Genomic DNA, 16,593 nt, shown 5'->3' with positions numbered 1-16,593 from the left:
CACGAGCTGGACATCTCCCACGAACGGAACATCCTCCACGAGACGGGACATCCCCACGAGAAGGTAAGGAGCACACGCGATGGCAAGCTCCCAGACCAGGCGGGTCATCATGGCCGGGCTGGTCGGCACCTCCCTTGAGTGGTACGACTTCTTCCTCTACGGTTCGGCCGCCGCGCTGGTCTTCAACAAGCTCTTCTTCCCCACCTTCGAACCGCTGACCGGCACGCTGCTGGCGTTCCTCACCTACGCGATCGGGTTCGTCGCGCGACCGCTCGGCGGGATCGTGTTCGGCCACTTCGGCGACCGGGCCGGCCGTAAGAACGTGCTGGTGGTGACGCTGCTGCTGATGGGCGTCGCCACCTTCCTGATCGGCCTGCTGCCCGGCTACGCCACCATCGGCGTGGCCGCCCCGCTGCTGCTCGTCACCCTGCGCTTCGTGCAGGGGCTCGGCCTGGGCGGCGAGTGGGGCGGGGCCGTGCTGATGTCCATCGAGCACGGCGACCCCCGCAGGCGCGGGTTCAACGCGAGCTGGCCGCAGGTCGGGGTGCCCGCGGGCAACCTGCTGGCGGCGGCCGTGCTCGGGATCATGTCGGCGGCGCTTCCCGAGGAGGCGTTCCTGTCGTGGGGATGGCGGGTGCCGTTCCTGCTGTCGGGCGCGCTGGTGGTCGTCGGCCTGTGGATCCGCCTGCGGATCGTGGAGTCGCCGCTGTTCGCCCAGGTCGAGCGGGCGGGCGCGAAGGCCCGGATGCCGCTGCTTGAGGTGCTGCGCACGCACCCGCGCGCGCTGGTCTCCGCGGGCCTCGCGCGCATCGGCGTGGACGTCGCCTTCTACATCTTCGTGACCTACATCCTGGCCTACGTCACCGGTCCCCTCGGGCTCGAACGCGGGGTCGCGCTGAACGCGGTGCTGATCGGCTCCGCCTTCCAGCTCTTCCTGATCCCGCTGTTCGGCGCGCTGTCGGACAGGGTCGGCCGCCGGAGGGTCTACCTGGCGGGCGTGATCGGGGCCGCGGTCTGGGTGTTCACCTTCTTCCCGCTGCTCGACACCGGGTCCTTCCCGCTGATCGCGCTGGCCTCGATCGTGGCCCTCGCCTGCCACGCCGCGATGTACGGGCCCCAGGCGGCCTTCATCGCCGAGCTGTTCAGCACCCGCCTGCGCTACAGCGGCGCCTCGATGGGCTACCAGGTCGCCGGGATCTTCGGCGGCGCCCTCGCCCCGATCGTCGCGCTGTGGCTGTTCGACCGGTTCGGCGGCACCCTCGCCGTCTCGCTCTACGTGGTCGCCGCGCTGGCCGTCACCGCGGCGGGCCTCGCCCTGGCCCCCCGGACGCATGACGACACGCCCGGCCCCGGCGACGCTCCCGCCGAAAACCCCGGCGACCCCGGAAACTCCGGAGACCTCGACGGCACCCGCGACGGCGACCTGGGAACGCGCACGGGGACCGCTTCCCGGGACGCCTGACCTCCCCTGCCGCGGCCACCGGCCCTCCCCGGTGGCCGCGGCTCCCCCGACGTTCGAAACCACCCGGATTTTCGGACAATCCACCGAACTCACCGGCCCACCGGCTCGTCAAACCCCGTTGGAACACGTGAGGAACCGCCAGAGCCCGCCACGAAGGACGCCGGTCGGGCCGGTGGCCGGGGACGGCCATCCCCGGTCACCGCCCTCCGGTGCCCGCCCAGAGGAGGATCGACATGCCCATCGGAAGAAGCGTCGCCGTCGCGGCGTTCGCGGTCGTCGCGGTGATCGTCCTGATCGGCGTCGGAGGCGGCTTCGAACGCACCGAACCGGGTCAGGTGGCCGTCGTCAGGGACGGCGGCCCGCTGGACGACTCCGGGATCCGGCAGGTCATCCCGCCCGACTCGGGGCTCACCTGGGTCGGCCTGTGGTCGTCGGTGCACTCCTACCCGGCCCAGCAGCGGATCTACACCATCACCACCGACGCCAAGCGGGCCAGCTCCAGCGGCGTGGACGAGGTGACCGTGCCGAGTTCCGACGGGGTGAACCTCGGCATCGAGGGCACGCTCTACTTCACGCTCAACCTCGACCAGGAGACGCTCAAGCGCTTCGACGACCGGTACGGCACCCGCACCTACCTGGGCCAGGACGGCGAGCTGCGCTCCGCCTGGGACGGGGACGAGGGCTGGAACGCGTTCTTCATCCAGTCCGTGCGACCGGTGATCTACAACGCGCTGCGCAGCCAGATCGGCGCCGCCGAGTGCGCCGAGCTGCTCTCCTCCTGCTCGCTGGTGCAGACGACCTCGAACAAGAAGGCCCTCCCGGCCGTCATCGACAGCAACGCCTCCATCGTCCGCGCCCAGAACGGCATCAACCAGCTCCTGGAACACGACCTGGAGCAGCTGCTCGGCGGCCGCTTCTTCACCGGCCTGCGGTTCACGCTGGTCCGGGTGACGCTGCCGCCCGAGATCCAGGCCGCGGTGAACAAGACCCAGGTCGCCCAGGCGGGGATCGCCGAGGCGAAGGCGAAGGCGTCGCAGGCCGACGTCGAGGCCGAGGCGAAGATCAGGCAGGCCGAGGCGGACGCGAAGGCGTCGGTCGCGCTGGCCAAGGGCGAGGCCGAGGCGAACAGGCAGCTGCAGGAGAGTTACCGCAAGTGCCGTGCCTGCGTCGAGATCGACAAACTGAACGCCCTCCCCGACGGCATCACCGTCTACGCGCCGGGCAACTCCGACATCGTCGTCCCGGCGAAGTGACCCCGTCCCCCGACACCGCTTCTCCCTCCGGATCACGGGCCCCGGGAGGAGCGGCCCGCTCCGGACTCGGGTGACCCCGGACTCCCGCACGCGAGGCCGGGTTCACCTGAGTCCGGGCACAGGCGTCTCCAGAACTGGGCACACCCGGAGTCGTGCATATAAGATCACTAAAATGATGGTATGTCCGCTTACCGGAAAGATCTCTAGCCGTGGAACCTCCGAGACGTTAACGTCTGCGCATGCGCCACGTTGAGATCTCGGGCAAGAGGCTCCGGCTCAGGGAGATCACCATCGACGACGTGGACGCCCTGCATGCCGTCTACGGTGACCCGACGGCCACCGAGCACCTGCCGTTCGACCCCCGCACCCGCGAGGAGGTCGAAGAGATGATCGTCGAGGCGGTCAAGTGCTCGGAGGCCGAGCCCCGGCGTCTCTACGTGCTGGCGGTGACCGACCTCGACGGCGGCGAGGCCTTCGGCGTCGCCCGGCTGCACATCGAGGCCGACCACCCGCACAGCGCCGAGATCGGCCTCGGGCTCCGTCCCGACCACTGGGGCCGTGGCATCGGCACCGACCTGATCCGGCTCATCCTCACGTTCGGCTTCCGCGACCTGCGCCTGCACCGCATCTGGGGCGCCCGCTCCCCCGCCAACACCGCCGCGCAACTGGCGATGCTGGTCGCCGGGATGGTCGAGGAGGGCAGGATCAGGCACCACGTACGGGCCCGCGGGGCCTGGCGCGACTCCGTCGTGCACTCGGCGCTGGAGGACGAGTGGGAGGGCCACCGCGACGTCTGACCCGGGAGACCCCCGGCACGCGCCCGTCGCGCACTTGTCGTGAACCTGTCGTGAACCGGTCACGCATCCACCGCGTACCTGTCATGAACAGGCCGCGGGCACGGGAGAACCCACCCCCGCGTCCCCCTTTTCAGAATGTTGTGACGGGAATGCTGCCGTTTCCGGTCACGGGAAGTGTCAAATGGCCCTAGAGTCCGCGCATGTGAGCGAAAGTCCCATCCTCCCCGTACGAGGGCGCCCGGTGCGGCCCTCCGGAAGGCACCGCAGGCCGGTGCCCTCCCAGCTCCCGCCCGAGGCACCAGCGCTGGTGCTGGCCGCGCTCGGCGACGCCTCCGGCACGGCCGCGGAGCTCGCGGCGCTCATACGGGGGGACAACCCACAGATCCAGGTCCGCCTGGCCGCGCTCGGCGAGGACGGCAAGGAGCTGACCTCCGAGCTGGAGGCCGCCGCCAGGGAAAGGCCGGAGGACGCCACGGCCGCCGTCGTGGTGCCGCTGCTGACCGGCCCGCACCCGGTCGCGGACCGGCTGATCGCCGAGGCCGTCGCCTCCAGCAGGGTCTCGGTGACGGTCACCGACCCGCTGGGGCCGCACCCGCTGCTCGCCGAGGCGCTGCACATCCGCCTGTCGGAGAGAAGCCTGGCGCGGGCCGACCGGATGCGGCTGCTCAACGTCTCCAGCCCGGTCGACGCGGTCATCCTCGCCACCGTCGGCGGCGAGAACGCGGCGGCGGAGGCCCAGCCGACGGCGGTGTTGCTCGCCTCGCGGCTCACCCTTCCCGTCCTGGTCGCCTCCCTCGACAGCGCGCCCGCCGTGGCCGACGCGGCCGGGCGGCTGCGCGGCATCGGCGCCCAGCGCATCGCCCTGTCCCCCTGCGTCCTGGGCCCCGAGGCGGCCCCCGGGCTCGCGAGCGCGGCGGCAGAGGAGATCGGGGCCGAGTGCGCCGACGTCCTCGGGGCGCACGATCTGATCGCCGACCTGGCCGCCCGCGCCTACGGGAGCGTCCTGTCGGCGGATTGAGGGCCCCTGTGTGATCTGTCTCCTCTGACGGGTAATGATCCGCGTAGCTGTCAGAGGAGATAGATCATGCTGTTCGGAAAAGAGCACGTCGACCGATACATAGCGACCGACGGCGCCGAGGGACACGAGTGGCAGGGCACCACCGCCCTGCTCCTCACCACCGTCGGCCGCAAGTCCGGCGAGCCGCGGACCAGCCCGCTCATCTACCAGCGCCACGGCGACGATCTTCTCATCGTGGCCTCCAAGGGAGGCGCCGACGAGCCGCCGCTGTGGTACCTCAACCTGAGGGAGAACCCCGAGGTCGAGGTGCAGGTGCTGGGTGACCGGTTCAGGGCCAGGGCCCGCACCGCCACGCCCGAGGAGAAGCCGGAGCTGTGGTCGATCATGACCGCGGCCTGGCCCGCCTACGACGAGTACACGAAGAAGACCGACCGGGAGATTCCCGTGGTCGTGCTGGAGCGGATCACGTCCTGACCGCGAACCGGCGCGGCCGGGCCCGGCGTGGGGTGGGAACAGGTCAGGGCTCCAGCCAGACGTAGCCCGCGAACCTGCCGGTCGTCCCCTCCCTGCGGTGGGAGAACAGGTCGGCGCTCTCGATGGTGCAGCGGGTGTCGTGGGTGATCTCCCCGACACCCGCCTTGCCCAGCTGCGAGGTGATCGCGGCCCGCAGGTCGAGGGCCGGGGTGTCCTGGCGGGTGATCGACCACGCCTCGGGGAGCAGCACCGCGACCTCGTCGCGCATCCCGGCGGGGACCTCGTAGCAGGTGCCGCAGGCCATCGGGCCGATCAGGGCGGTCATCCTCGCCGGGTCCGCGCCGCGCCGGGCCATCTCCTCGACCAGGGCCGTGACCACGCCGGACATGGTGCCGACCCGCCCCGAGTGCGCGGCGCCGACCAGCCCGGCCTCCGGCTCGGCCAGCAGGACCGGCGCGCAGTCGGCGCAGAGCGCGGCCAGGCCGAGACCGGGCACGTCGGTGCAGACCCCGTCCAGCGGCGGCGGGCCGTCGCCGAACGGCTCCCTGACGTACCGGACGTCGGCGCTGTGGACCTGCCGCATGAACACGACCCGCTCCAGGCCGAACTCGGCGGCCGTCCCGGCCCTGTTCGCCGCGACCGCGTCCGGCTCGTCACCGCACATGCCCCCGAGGTTGCGGCTGCCGTACGGACCGGCGCTGACACCACCGTGACGATCGGTGATCCTCATCTGAAAGTTCACGCGCCGACCTTACCCGCCCAGGAACCCGGTCCCCCGGACGTTCGTTTCACAAGGACACAGAACCCCTTAGAGATTGCGAGCGTCATGGCGCAGGTTGTGTACGACCGCAAGGAGCAGTACCAGCAGATCGAGAGCGGTCTGATGCCCGGCGAGCAGATCATCGCCGTCTACGACGCCATCGGCACGGGCACCGGATTCCTGGGGCTCACCGACAGGCGCGTGATCGTGCAGGACAAGTCGTTCGTCGGCAAAAAAATCGCCATCACCAGCATTCCCTACAACAAGGTCTCGGCGGTGAGCGTGGTGAGCAACAAGTCGATCGCGGGCTCGTTCTTCTCCTCGGGCGCCATCGCCATCCACGTGGGCACCCACACGTACGAGGTGGAGTTCCGGGGCGACAACAAGGCGCATCACGTGCACAACGTGATCCTGCACTACATCACCGCCTAGGAACCCCACCTCGGAGAGACCGGCGAAGACGTCAACCGGCGGCGACGCTCCGGTAGAGCTCCATCGTCCGCTCGGCGATGCGCTCCCAGGAGAAGTGCTCCACCGCGCGGATCCGCCCGGCCTCGCCCATCCGGGTCGCGAGCGCGGGGTCGGCCAGCAGCCGGTTGACCCGCTCGGCGAGGCCGGCGGCGAAGGCGTCGGGGTCGTGCGGGGTGCCGTCGGCGGCCTGGTCGATCGGGACCAGCAGGCCGGTCGAGCCGTCGGCCACGACCTCGGGGATCCCGCCGGTCGCGGTGGCCACGACGGCGGTCTCGCAGGCCATCGCCTCCAGGTTCACGATGCCCATCGGCTCGTAGACCGAGGGGCAGACGAACACGGTCGCGTGGGTGAGGATCTGGATCACCTCGGGGCGGGGAAGCATCTCCGAGATCCAGACGACGCCCTCGCGGTCGAGCCCGCGTACGAGCGCGGTCACCTCGGCGGCGATCTCGGGCGTGTCGGGCGCGCCCGCGCAGAGCACCAGCTGGGCGTCCGGGTGGAAGTCGCGCGCCGCGTGGAGCAGGTGGACGAGCCCCTTCTGCCGGGTGATGCGGCCCACGAAGACGACGTACGGCCTGCTCGGGTCGATGCCGTGCCGCTCCAGGACGTCGGTGTCGCGGTCGGGCGCGTACTCGCCGGTGTCGATCCCGTTGTGGATCACCGTGACCCTCTCCGGCGGGATCTCCGGATAGCTCGCCAGCACGTCGCGGCGCATCCCCTCGGAGACCGCGATGATCGCGTCGGCGGTGGCCAGGGCGCCGCGCTCGGCCCACGACGACAGCGTGTAACCGCCGCCCAGCTGCTCGGCCTTCCACGGACGCAGCGGCTCCAGGCTGTGCGTGGTCACCACGTGGGGCGTCCCGTACAGCATCTTGGCGACGTGGCCGGCGAAATTGGCGTACCAGGTGTGGCTGTGGACCAGGTCCGCGCCCTCGCACCCGGCGGCCATCTCCAGGTCGACCCCGAGCACCTGGAGCGCGGCGTTGGCCGTCTCCAGGCCGCCGGGCACCCGGTAGGCCGCGACGCCCTCCTCCTGTCGCGACGCGCCGAAACAGCGGACCCGGGTGTCGGCGAGCCTGCGCAGCTCCCGGGCGAGGTATTCGACGTGAACTCCCGCCCCTCCGTAGACGTCGGGGGGATATTCACGGGTCAGCAGATCCACTCGCATGCGATCAGCCTAGTGTTTCATCCCTGTTCGTCAGGTTAGGGTCCACCTATGAGAGTCCTCGCGATCGTGCTCGCCGGTGGAGAAGGTAAGAGGCTCATGCCTCTGACAGCTGATCGAGCGAAGCCTGCGGTGCCTTTCGGGGGGATATACCGGCTCGTCGACTTCGTGCTGTCCAATCTCGCCAACGGTCACTACCTCCAGATCGTCGTGCTGACGCAGTACAAGAACCACAGTCTCGACCGGCACATCTCCCGGACATGGCGCCTGTCGGCGATGCTCGGCAACTACGTCACGCCGGTTCCCGCCCAGCAGCGCCTCGGGCCGCACTGGTTCTCCGGCTCCGCCGACGCGCTGTTCCAGAATCTGAACCTCATCTACGACGAGATGCCCGACCACGTCATCGTGTTCGGCGCCGACCACATCTACCGGATGGATCCCCGGCAGATGGTCGAGCAGCACATCGAGTCCGGGGCGGAGGTGACGGTGGCCGCGATCCGGCAGCCGCTGTCGCTCGCCGACCAGTTCGGGGTCATCGAGGCCGACCCGGCCGGGCGTCGGATCGTCGCCTTCCGCGAGAAGCCGAAGGACGCGGTGGGCCTGCCCGACGCCCCCGACCAGGTGTACGCGTCGATGGGCAACTACGTCTTCAAGACCCAGTCGATGATCGACGCGCTCAGGGAGGATGCGCTCGACCCGACGAGCAAGCACGACCTGGGCGGCAACATCATCCCGATGATGGTGAAGTCGGGCAGCGCGGAGGTCTACGACTTCGCCGACAACATCGTGCCCGGCTCCACCGAGCGCGACCGGGGCTACTGGAGGGACGTCGGGACGCTCGACGCCTACTACGAGGCCCACATGGACCTCATCTCGGCGCACCCGGTCTTCAACCTCTACAACAGCCGGTGGCCCATCTACACCGGTCACGACCCGCTCCCCCCGGCCAAGTTCGTGCACAACGACGGCGACCGGGTGGGCAGGGCGATCGACTCCCTCGTCTCCGCGGGCGCGATCGTCTCCGGCGGGCTGGCGGAGCGCTCCATCCTCTCCCCCGGCGTGGTGCTGCACTCCCACTCCCAGGTCGAGGACTCGGTCCTGATGGGCAACGTGAAGGTGGGCCGCGGCGCGATCGTCCGCAAGGCCATCATCGACAAGAACGTGATCATCCCGGACGGCGCCAGGATCGGCTTCGACCTGGAGTACGACCGCAGCCGCTTCGCGGTGACCAGCGGCGGCATCGTCGTCATCGGCAAGAACGAGATCGTCGAACGCTGACCCCGGCCTGATCTCCGAGTCTCCGAACGCCGACCCGGGCCCGTTCGCCGGGCCCCTTCGGTGTCCGGCGTCGCCCCGGCCCCGCCCCGCCTGTTCCCCGCCTCGCCTGTTCCCGGCCCCGCCGTCACCGTCACGGCGGGGCCGGGGCGGGCCCGGGTCCGGGATGGGATCCCGGCTCCCCGCCGGGCACCACCTGGCCTTCGACGTCGACCCCGACACCTTCGACGGCATCCTCGCCCGGCTCGGGGAGCGCGAGGTGCCGTACGGCAACCACCCGGCCGAGCACGGCAACGGGCGGATCGACCACCCGCTCCGCCCGCGCGGCCTGTTCTTCGCGGACGAGACGGGAAACCTCTACGAGGTCATGTCCGACTGACCGTGGGGGGCGTCCGAGGAGGACGCGCGCGACTTCTTGATCCGTACGGGATAGATTCTCCCGGTACGTCGTACGACTCCCCCGGCCCGCCGGGCAAACTCCCCAGGTACGAGAGATCGAATGTTCGGCATCATCCGCCCCTGCGGCGAGCACTCCTGTCCGACGCTGCACCGGGCCTGGATGGCGCACCTGTGCGGGCTGTGCCTGACCCTCAGGGACGGGCAGGGGCACGCGGCCCGGCTGGCCACCAACTACGACGGCCTGATCATCTCGGTGCTCGCCGAGGCGCAGGACCCGGCGGGCTCCCCGCACCGGACCGCCGGACCCTGCGCGCTGCGCGGGTTCCGGCCGGCGGACGTGGTGGACGCGCGGGCCGCGGGCGTACGGCTCGCCGCCACGGTCTCACTCGTCCTCGCGGCGGGCAAGCTGCGAGACCACGTGGCCGACGGCGACTCCGCGCCGGGCACCGGCGCGGCGCGCAGGACGCTGGCGGCCCGCTGGGAGGCGGCGGGGGCCCGGATGGGGGCCGGGATCGGGTTCGACACCGCCTCGCTGGCCTCGACGGCCGAACGCCAGATCGAGCTGGAGCGCGGCCTGGGGGTGACGCCGCTGGAGCTGACCGGTCCCACCGAGGAGGCCGTCGCCGCCGCGTTCGCGTACACCGCGACGCTCGCGGGCACCCCAGGCAACGCGGCGGCGCTGGCCGAGGCGGGCCGGTTCTTCGGCCGGATCGCCCACCTGCTGGACGCCGTGGAGGACCGGGAGGAGGACGCCGCCCGGGGGGCGTTCAACCCGCTGACCGCCACCGGCACCTCCGTACGGGAGGCGCGGCGGCTGTGCGACGACGCCGCGCACGGCCTGAGGCTCGCGCTGCTGGAGCTGGAGCTGGCCGACCGGCACCTGGTGGACGTGCTGCTGGACACCGAGGTGCGGCGGGCGGTCGACAGGACGTTCCGCCACGCCTCAGGACCGGATCACGGCCCCGCCCGCGAGGCGTGCGCGCGCCCGCACGGGGAGCCGCACAGGGAGCACGGCCGCCTCTCGGCGGGACACGACCACGCCCCCGAGCAGCACGGAGAGCACGGAGAGCACGACCTGGAGACGCCGTCCCGTGCCGGGGAGTCGGGGCACTCCTACGAGCGGCCCGGATCCGTCCGCAAGTCGGCCGCCGGGGTGGGGACCCTGCTGACCTGCGGTCTCTGGCGGCCCCGGTGGAGCTCCCGGAGACATGGCTCCTGGGATCAGCGCTGCTACCTGAGAGGGTGCGAGAACTGCGGCTGTGACGGGTGTGACGGATGCTGCGACTGCTGCAAGTGCTGTGGCAAGTGCGACGGGTGCTCCTGCGACTGCGGCGCCTGAGATTCCGGGGCCCAGCCCGCCGAACCTCGCGGACGGCCCCCGAAGGTGCCTCACGAACCGAACGGGCGGACCTGTCGCCTCAACCCCGACCTCGGCCCCGGCCTCAGACCGGGTCCGGCCGGTCGCCGTCCTTCTCGCGGGCGCCGTCCTTCTCGGTGGGGTCGCCCCCCAGCCCCCGCGACATCAGACCGGCGCCCATCAGCCCGGTGAGCGTCCCGGGGACGGTCGCGGACGGGGGCGGGGTCTCGACCCGGAAGCGGGGCAGCGCCTCGGGATACTTGTCGCGGACGAAGGCCACCATGTGCTCGCGCATGTCGCACTTGAGATCCCAGGCGCTGGCGGAGTCGGCGGCGCTCATCAGGGCGCGCAGCTCCAGCAGCCCGTTGGGAAGGGTGTCGGTGACCTGGAGGGTCCAGTCCTTCTGGTCCCAGAGCGGGTGCTCGCGCAGGGCCCGGTAGAGCTCGGCGCGCAGCTCGTCCACCGGCACCGACCAGTCGACCCGGAAGATCGCGTGGCCGATCACCCGGCTGCTGTGCCGGGTCCAGTTCTCGAAGGGGTTGGCCGTGAAGTAGGAGACCGGCAGGACGAGCCGCCGCTCGTCCCACAGCCGCAGCACCACATAGGTGAGGCTGAGCTCCTCGATCCGGCCCCACTCGCCCTTCACCACGACGACGTCGTCCAGCCGGAGCGCGTCGCTGAAGGCGAGCTGGAGCCCGGCGAGCATGTTGCCCAGGGTCGACTGGGCGGCGATACCGACGACGACACCGGCGATCCCGGCCGAGGCCAGAAGTCCGGCTCCGAGCGCCTGGACCTGCGGGAAGGTGAAGAGCATCGCGCCCAGCGCCAGCACGATGATCACCGCCGAGGCGACCCGGCGGACCAGGGTGATCTGGGTGCGAATGCGCCGGGCCCTGCGGTTGCCCTCGCCCTCGACGGTGATCAGCCGTTCCAGCACCACGTCGGTGACCGCGAAGGCGGCCTGGATGACCAGCCAGGTGACGCACCCGATCATCGCCAGGCCGAGCCCCTGGTAGACCAGCCGGCCGACCACGCTCGTCGCCATCTGGGGCTCGTAGGCGGTGTAGGCCGTCACCACGGCGGCCGTGGCGAACCCCGGCCAGGTGCAGCGGCGGATGAGCGGACCGGCGAGAACCCATTTCTCGCCGATCAGCCGCGAGCGCAGCACCCGCCGCACCACCTCCACCGCCACGACGGCGACGGCCACGGAAACAATCATCGTGATCCAGCTGGACACTTGCGGCGTCCCCCTCGACGTCTTTCATCCTCGTCGTCCTCTTGCCTGGATCACCAGCTAATCAGAAGGATTCGTCGAATGTGACATTGCCTTCGACGGCGATCTGGTAGGCCGAAACCCGCCGTTCGAAGAAGTTGGCCAGCTCCTGCACGTCCTGCAACTCCATGAACGCGAACGGGTTGGCCGTGCCGTACCGGGCGGGCATCTTGAGCCTGACCAGGCGCTGGTCCGCCACGTACTCCAGGTACCGGCGCATCTGGTCCACGCTCATCCCGAGCAGGCCGTCGCCGCACAGGTCGGCCGCGAAGGCGAGCTCGGCCGCGACCGCCTCCTCGATCATCCGGGTGACCTGCTCGGCGAGCTTGTCGTCGAACAGGTCGGGCTCCTCGGCCCGTACGGTCTCCACGACACCGAAGGCGAACTCCATGTGCATGGACTCGTCGCGGAACACCCAGTTCGTCCCGGTGGCCAGGCCGCTGAGCAGGCCCCTGGAGCGGAACCAGTAGACGTAGGCGAAGGCCCCGTAGAAGAACAGTCCCTCGATGCACGCCGCGAAGCAGATCAGGTTGAGCAGGAACGCCCGCCGGTCATCCCGCGTCTCCAGCCTGGTCAGCCCGCCGAGCGAGTCGATCCAGCGGAAGCAGAACTCCGCCTTGTCCCGGATCGAGGGGATGTGCTCGACCGCGGCGAAGGCCTTGACCCGCTCGTCGGGATCGGGCAGATAGGTGTCCAGCAGGGTCAGGTAGAACTGGACGTGCACCGCCTCCTCGAACAGCTGCCTGCTGAGATACAGGCGCGCCTCGGGGGCGTTGAGGTGCTGGTAGAGGTTGAGGACGAGGTTGTTGGCCACGATCGAGTCGCCGGTGGCGAAGAACGCCACGAGACGGTTGATCAGGTGGCGCTCCTCGGGCGTCATCCTCGCCAGGTCGGCGAGGTCGGAGGTGAGGTCCACCTCCTCGACGGTCCAGGTGTTGCGGATCGCGGCCCGGTAGCGCTCGTAGAACTCGGGATAGCGCATCGGCCGCAGGGTGAGATCCATGCCGGGGTCGAGCAACATCGGGGAATGCCTTTCGCGGAGCTTTCAGGGACGGCTACTGGCAGGCGTCGCAGTACTCGGGGTTCTCCAGCGAGCAGGCGACGGCTTCCGGCTCGGGCACCGTCGGCGCCGCCACGGTGGCCTGCGCGATCCGGGTGGCCGGGCGCGAGCGCAGATAGTAGGTGGTCTTGAGGCCCGACCTCCACGCGTAGGCGTACATCGAGGAGAGCTTGCCGATGGTCGGCGTGGCCATGAAGAGGTTCAGCGACTGCGACTGGTCGATGTACGGGGTGCGCGCGGCGGCCAGATCGATCAGCGCCTTCTGCGGCAGCTCCCAGGCGGTCCGGTAGAGCGCCTTCAGGTCGGCGGGGATCTCCGGGATGTCCTGGACGGAGCCGTCGGCGCGCTTGATCGCGTCGCGGGTCAGCGGGGTCCACAGGCCACGGGCCTGCAGGTCGCGGACAAGATAGCGGTTGACCTGGAGGAACTCCCCCGAGAGGGTCTCGCGCTTGAAGACGTTGGAGACCTGCGGCTCGATGCACTCGTAGCAGCCCGCGATGGAGGCGATCGTGGCCGTCGGCGCGATCGCGACCATCAGCGAGTTGCGCAGGCCGGTCCCGGCGATCCGCTCCCTGAGCTCCGCCCACTCCGCCGACCCCGCCGCCCCGTAGTGGTCGGGGTGCAGCACCCCGTCGGCGGCCCTGGTCTCCTCGTACGAGGGGTGGCGGCCCCGCTCCACGGCCAGGTCGGAGGAGGTCCGGTACGCGGCGAGCGCGATCTCCTCGGAGATCCTGGTGGACAGCTCCAGGGCGCGCGGCGAGTCGAACGGCAGCCGCAGCGCGAACAGCACGTCGGCCAGGCCCATCACGCCGAGCCCGATCGGGCGCCACCTCCGGTTGGCCGCCTCCGCCTCGGGGGTCGGGTAGAAGCCCAGGTCGATGGTGCGGTCGAGGAACCGCACGGCGGTGCGGACGGTCGCGCGCAGCCGGGCCCAGTCGATCCCGTCCTCGGAGGAACCCTCGGCCAGGTGGGCGGCGAGGTTGATCGAGCCGAGGTTGCAGACGGCGGTCTCCGCGTCGCCGGTGACCTCCAGGATCTCGGTGCAGAGGTTCGACAGGTGGATGACGTTCTCCGGCCTGGCCGTCTGGTTGGAGGTCCGGTTGGCCGCGTCCTTGAAGGTCATCCAGCCGTTGCCGGTCTGGGCGAGCGTGCGCATCATCCGCCCGTACAGGGTGCGGGCGGGGATCTGCCGGGTGAACCGGCCCTCGGCCTCGGCGGCCCGGTAGGCGTCGTCGAACGCGGCGCCGTACAGGTCGGTGAGGTGCGGGACCTCCTTGGGGTCGAACAGCGACCAGACCCCGTCGACCTCGACGCGGCGCATGAACTCGTCGGGGATCCAGTTGGCCAGGTTCAGGTTGTGCGTGCGGCGGGCCTCCTCGCCGGTGTTGTCGCGCAGCTCCAGGAACTCCTCGACGTCGGCGTGCCAGGGCTCCAGGTAGACGCAGGCCGCGCCCTTGCGCCGGCCGCCCTGGTTGACCGCGGCGACGCTGGAGTCGAGCGTGCGCAGCCAGGGCACGATGCCGTTGGAGTGGCCGTTGGTGCCCCGGATCAGCGAGCCCCGCGAGCGGACCCTGGTCCAGGCGATCCCGATGCCCCCCGCGTACTTCGACAGCCGCGCGACCTGCCCGTAGCGGTCGTAGATGGACTCCAGCTCGTCGCGGGGCGAGTCGAGCAGGAAGCACGAGGAGAGCTGGGGCCTGCGCGAGCCGGAGTTGAACAGCGTGGGCGAGCTGGGCAGGTAGGACAGGGTTGCCATGAGCGCGTACAGCTCGGCGGCCTCCTCGACGGTCTCGGACAGGCCGCAGGCCACCCGGAGGAAGAAGTGCTGCGGGCGCTCCAGGACCTTGCGGGTCCTCGGGTGGCGCAGCAGGTAGCGGTCATAGACGGTACGCAGCCCGAAGTACTCGAACCTGGCGTCGGCCTCCGGGTCGATCAACGCGTCCAGCACCCCGGCGTGGGCGGCCACGAACTCCGCGAGCCCGTCCTGGATCAGCCCCGCCTCGTGGGTCGCGGCGACGGACTCGGAGAAGTCACGGACGCCGTGCCCGGCGGCCTCGTCGGCGATCAGCCCGGCCAGCATCGCGGCGGCGACCCTGGAGTTGGCGGGATCGGTGATCACCCGTGCGGCGGCCTCGTCGATGGCCAGCCTGCGCCCGTCCAACGCGCTGGCGGCATTCTCGACATTCGCGGCATTCTCGACATCGCCGTTGTCCGTCGCGATCCCGGCGTTCCCGACGCCGCCCGTCGCGGTCGACACCGCGTTCCCGACGTTCCCGACGTTCCCGGTGTTTCCGGCATTCGCGACATTCTCCACGTCGCCATCGCCCGTCGCGGTACCCGCCGCGGTCTCCGCCAATGCCTGTGTCACGTAGTGCCCCTCGCTCGATCGGACTTCCCCGTACGGCTCCGCCGGATGGGCACGCGTCCGCGAGCGATCCCGGGCACGCCGGATCGCCTCGTTCCGCGGGCCCTCCCACGAGGCCCTGGACAATCACGTCACCGGCAGGTCTTCGGACTCACGGGCACACCACACACGCCTACCGGCCGTCGCTTCCCGGGCATGACTCACCCAGTGCTCAAATGACGGCTTTCGTTCCCGTTCACCGCTGCGGGGCAGTCCCGGAATCTCACCGGGTTCCCTCTTGCCTCGCCCCTCGCGGGGCGAACCAGCAACGAGCAGGATCCTACATCTAGGGGCGTCTGACGCAACTACCCCAACAAGTTGTGTCGGACGACTTCAGCAGCCCGAGCTCGTGAAGCACACCGCGAGTGCGGGCCGTCTCGGTGGAGAGCCACTGGCGAAACTCGTCGCCGCTGAGGTAGACCCGGCTCCAGCCGTGGGACGCGCACAGGGCACGCCAGCGCGGCGTGGCGTCGATACCGTCGCACAGGGCGATCGCGGCGTCCCGGTCCCCCGGGCTCATGTCCTTGGGCCCCAGCAGGCCGCACCAGTCGCTGTACTCCAGCCGGACGTCGACCTCCATGAGCGTCGGGGCGTCGATCCCGTCGATCCGGCCGCCGGAGGAGACCACCAGGGGCCGCAGGCGGCCCGCGGCGATCTCGGGCCGCAGGGCGCGCGCCGACCCCAGCAGGGCCGCCACCCCACCGGCGTGCAGCGCGTCGGCGGCGTCCTCGGGGGTGAGGTATCCGGCGTACTCCAGCAGCCGGGTGTCCACCCCGAGGCACTTGCCGATCATGCCGTAGAGCACGTGGTCGGAGCCGCCCTCCGACCGGCCGCCGACGGTCAGCTTCGCGGGGTCGCGCCGCAGCCGCGCGACGAAGTCCTCGAAGGTACGCAGGCTGGAGCCGGAGGGGACGACCAGGACCGCCCAGTCGCCGACCAGGCGGGCGATGGGGGTGGCGGCGTTCACCACGGCCGCGGTGTTGGCGATCTCCGCGGCGGCCACCATCGGCATCGAGGTGACGAGCAGCCTGCCCTCGCGCGCGAAGGGGCCGCGGAAGGCGCCGAACGCGTCGCGCGGGGCGGAGCCCAGGGCCCCCTCCCGCTCGACGGCCATCGCGGTGCTCACCAGTCCCGACTGGACCAGGACGGTCGCCAGCCTGCCCGCGATGCCGTCCCAGCCGTGGCCGTCGGCGGTCGGTTCGAGGAGGAACAGGCGCTTCACCGCGGAGGCGGCGCCGTCCGTGCCGCACCCCGCGACGAGCACGGCCCCCGCCGCCAATGCGAAAAACCCCCTACGGCGCATAAGCGCCCCTTCCCCCCAAGAACCCCCTATTCCACAGGTTACCTACCCATCACTTTCCGTGATGAAGTGGGGTATGCCGGAACTTCCGGTGGTCCGCACTCGATCACGGACCACCGGAAAAG

15 protein-coding genes and 1 riboswitch are annotated in these 16,593 nt (G+C 70.7%); of the genes, 9 read left to right on the top strand and 6 right to left on the bottom strand.

Annotated features, from left to right (window positions below; all coding sequences use genetic code 11):
* Positions 1-79: 79 nt before the first annotated feature.
* From ACSC1Q_RS04775 to ACSC1Q_RS04755, 5 genes are all read left to right on the top strand, one after another.
* A complete protein-coding gene (locus tag ACSC1Q_RS04775; protein WP_436757413.1) occupies positions 80-1,462 on the top strand; it encodes an MFS transporter in 1,383 nt (460 codons plus the stop codon).
* Positions 1,463-1,695: 233 nt separating this feature from the next.
* Positions 1,696-2,715: an SPFH domain-containing protein gene (locus tag ACSC1Q_RS04770; protein WP_436757412.1), complete on the top strand. Its 1,020-nt coding sequence runs from the start codon at positions 1,696-1,698 to the stop codon at positions 2,713-2,715.
* Between the two features lie 239 nt (positions 2,716-2,954).
* Complete coding sequence (locus ACSC1Q_RS04765) at positions 2,955-3,512, top strand: GNAT family N-acetyltransferase (RefSeq protein WP_436757411.1); 558 nt, start codon at positions 2,955-2,957, stop codon at positions 3,510-3,512.
* 202 nt (positions 3,513-3,714) lie between these two features.
* Complete coding sequence (locus tag ACSC1Q_RS04760; RefSeq protein ID WP_436757410.1) at positions 3,715-4,530, top strand: sirohydrochlorin chelatase; 816 nt, start codon at positions 3,715-3,717, stop codon at positions 4,528-4,530.
* A gap of 66 nt (positions 4,531-4,596) precedes the next feature.
* A complete protein-coding gene (locus ACSC1Q_RS04755) occupies positions 4,597-5,004 on the top strand; it encodes a nitroreductase family deazaflavin-dependent oxidoreductase (protein ID WP_436757409.1) in 408 nt (135 codons plus the stop codon).
* Between the two features lie 43 nt (positions 5,005-5,047).
* On the opposite strand, the gene pgeF is transcribed toward ACSC1Q_RS04755, so the two are convergent.
* The gene (gene pgeF, locus ACSC1Q_RS04750) at positions 5,048-5,734 is read right to left on the bottom strand and encodes a peptidoglycan editing factor PgeF (protein WP_436757867.1); all 687 of its coding nucleotides are present in this window, start codon (positions 5,732-5,734) and stop codon (positions 5,048-5,050) included.
* A 96-nt stretch (positions 5,735-5,830) separates the two neighbouring features.
* On the opposite strand from pgeF, the gene ACSC1Q_RS04745 reads away from it, so the two are divergent.
* A complete protein-coding gene (locus tag ACSC1Q_RS04745; RefSeq protein WP_350966883.1) occupies positions 5,831-6,196 on the top strand; it encodes a PH domain-containing protein in 366 nt (121 codons plus the stop codon).
* A gap of 31 nt (positions 6,197-6,227) precedes the next feature.
* Here the strand turns inward: ACSC1Q_RS04745 and glgA are convergent, their stop codons facing one another.
* Entirely contained in the window at positions 6,228-7,403 is a 1,176-nt protein-coding gene (glgA, locus tag ACSC1Q_RS04740; protein WP_436757408.1) for a glycogen synthase, read from the bottom strand.
* A 48-nt stretch (positions 7,404-7,451) separates the two neighbouring features.
* Here glgA and glgC point away from each other — a divergent pair, with 48 nt between their 5' ends.
* The 3 genes from glgC to ACSC1Q_RS04725 all read left to right on the top strand — a co-directional run bounded on the left by glgC (position 7,452) and on the right by ACSC1Q_RS04725 (position 10,413).
* Entirely contained in the window at positions 7,452-8,678 is a 1,227-nt protein-coding gene (gene glgC / locus ACSC1Q_RS04735) for a glucose-1-phosphate adenylyltransferase (RefSeq protein WP_350966885.1), read from the top strand.
* 163 nt (positions 8,679-8,841) lie between these two features.
* Positions 8,842-9,054, top strand: a complete 213-nt coding sequence (locus ACSC1Q_RS04730; RefSeq protein WP_436757407.1) for a VOC family protein — start codon at positions 8,842-8,844, stop codon at positions 9,052-9,054.
* A 120-nt stretch (positions 9,055-9,174) separates the two neighbouring features.
* Complete coding sequence (locus ACSC1Q_RS04725; RefSeq protein WP_436757406.1) at positions 9,175-10,413, top strand: DUF5685 family protein; 1,239 nt, start codon at positions 9,175-9,177, stop codon at positions 10,411-10,413.
* Between the two features lie 103 nt (positions 10,414-10,516).
* Here the strand turns inward: ACSC1Q_RS04725 and ACSC1Q_RS04720 are convergent, their stop codons facing one another.
* From ACSC1Q_RS04720 to ACSC1Q_RS04705, 4 genes are all read right to left on the bottom strand, one after another.
* The gene (locus ACSC1Q_RS04720; RefSeq protein ID WP_436757405.1) at positions 10,517-11,638 is read right to left on the bottom strand and encodes a mechanosensitive ion channel family protein; all 1,122 of its coding nucleotides are present in this window, start codon (positions 11,636-11,638) and stop codon (positions 10,517-10,519) included.
* 91 nt (positions 11,639-11,729) lie between these two features.
* Positions 11,730-12,725, bottom strand: a complete 996-nt coding sequence (locus ACSC1Q_RS04715) for a ribonucleotide-diphosphate reductase subunit beta (protein WP_436757404.1) — start codon at positions 12,723-12,725, stop codon at positions 11,730-11,732.
* A 34-nt stretch (positions 12,726-12,759) separates the two neighbouring features.
* Complete coding sequence (locus tag ACSC1Q_RS04710; RefSeq protein WP_436757403.1) at positions 12,760-15,132, bottom strand: ribonucleoside-diphosphate reductase subunit alpha; 2,373 nt, start codon at positions 15,130-15,132, stop codon at positions 12,760-12,762.
* A gap of 116 nt (positions 15,133-15,248) precedes the next feature.
* Positions 15,249-15,450, bottom strand: a riboswitch (cobalamin riboswitch).
* A 4-nt stretch (positions 15,451-15,454) separates the two neighbouring features.
* The gene (locus ACSC1Q_RS04705; protein WP_436757402.1) at positions 15,455-16,447 is read right to left on the bottom strand and encodes a tripartite tricarboxylate transporter substrate-binding protein; all 993 of its coding nucleotides are present in this window, start codon (positions 16,445-16,447) and stop codon (positions 15,455-15,457) included.
* Between the last annotated feature and the right edge of the window lie 146 nt (positions 16,448-16,593).

The organism is Streptosporangium heterodermiicola, assembly GCF_051390675.1.
GTDB lineage: Bacteria > Actinomycetota > Actinomycetes > Streptosporangiales > Streptosporangiaceae > Streptosporangium.
The sequence above is the reverse complement of the archived record's forward strand: the minus strand, read 5'-3'. Positions and strand labels throughout refer to the sequence as shown.

Bases quoted from the DNA above. Each gene is read 5' to 3' on its own strand.
- ACSC1Q_RS04775 (WP_436757413.1), top strand. From the start codon at position 80: ATGGCAAGCTCCCAGACCAGGCGGGTCATCATGGCCGGGCTGGTCGGC.
- ACSC1Q_RS04770 (WP_436757412.1), top strand. From the start codon at position 1,696: ATGCCCATCGGAAGAAGCGTCGCCGTCGCGGCGTTCGCGGTCGTCGCG.
- ACSC1Q_RS04765 (WP_436757411.1), top strand. From the start codon at position 2,955: ATGCGCCACGTTGAGATCTCGGGCAAGAGGCTCCGGCTCAGGGAGATC.
- ACSC1Q_RS04755 (WP_436757409.1), top strand. From the start codon at position 4,597: ATGCTGTTCGGAAAAGAGCACGTCGACCGATACATAGCGACCGACGGC.
- pgeF (WP_436757867.1), bottom strand. From the start codon at position 5,734: ATGAGGATCACCGATCGTCACGGTGGTGTCAGCGCCGGTCCGTACGGC.
- ACSC1Q_RS04745 (WP_350966883.1), top strand. From the start codon at position 5,831: ATGGCGCAGGTTGTGTACGACCGCAAGGAGCAGTACCAGCAGATCGAG.
- glgA (WP_436757408.1), bottom strand. From the start codon at position 7,403: ATGCGAGTGGATCTGCTGACCCGTGAATATCCCCCCGACGTCTACGGA.
- glgC (WP_350966885.1), top strand. From the start codon at position 7,452: ATGAGAGTCCTCGCGATCGTGCTCGCCGGTGGAGAAGGTAAGAGGCTC.
- ACSC1Q_RS04730 (WP_436757407.1), top strand. From the start codon at position 8,842: ATGGGATCCCGGCTCCCCGCCGGGCACCACCTGGCCTTCGACGTCGAC.
- ACSC1Q_RS04725 (WP_436757406.1), top strand. From the start codon at position 9,175: ATGTTCGGCATCATCCGCCCCTGCGGCGAGCACTCCTGTCCGACGCTG.
- ACSC1Q_RS04715 (WP_436757404.1), bottom strand. From the start codon at position 12,725: ATGTTGCTCGACCCCGGCATGGATCTCACCCTGCGGCCGATGCGCTAT.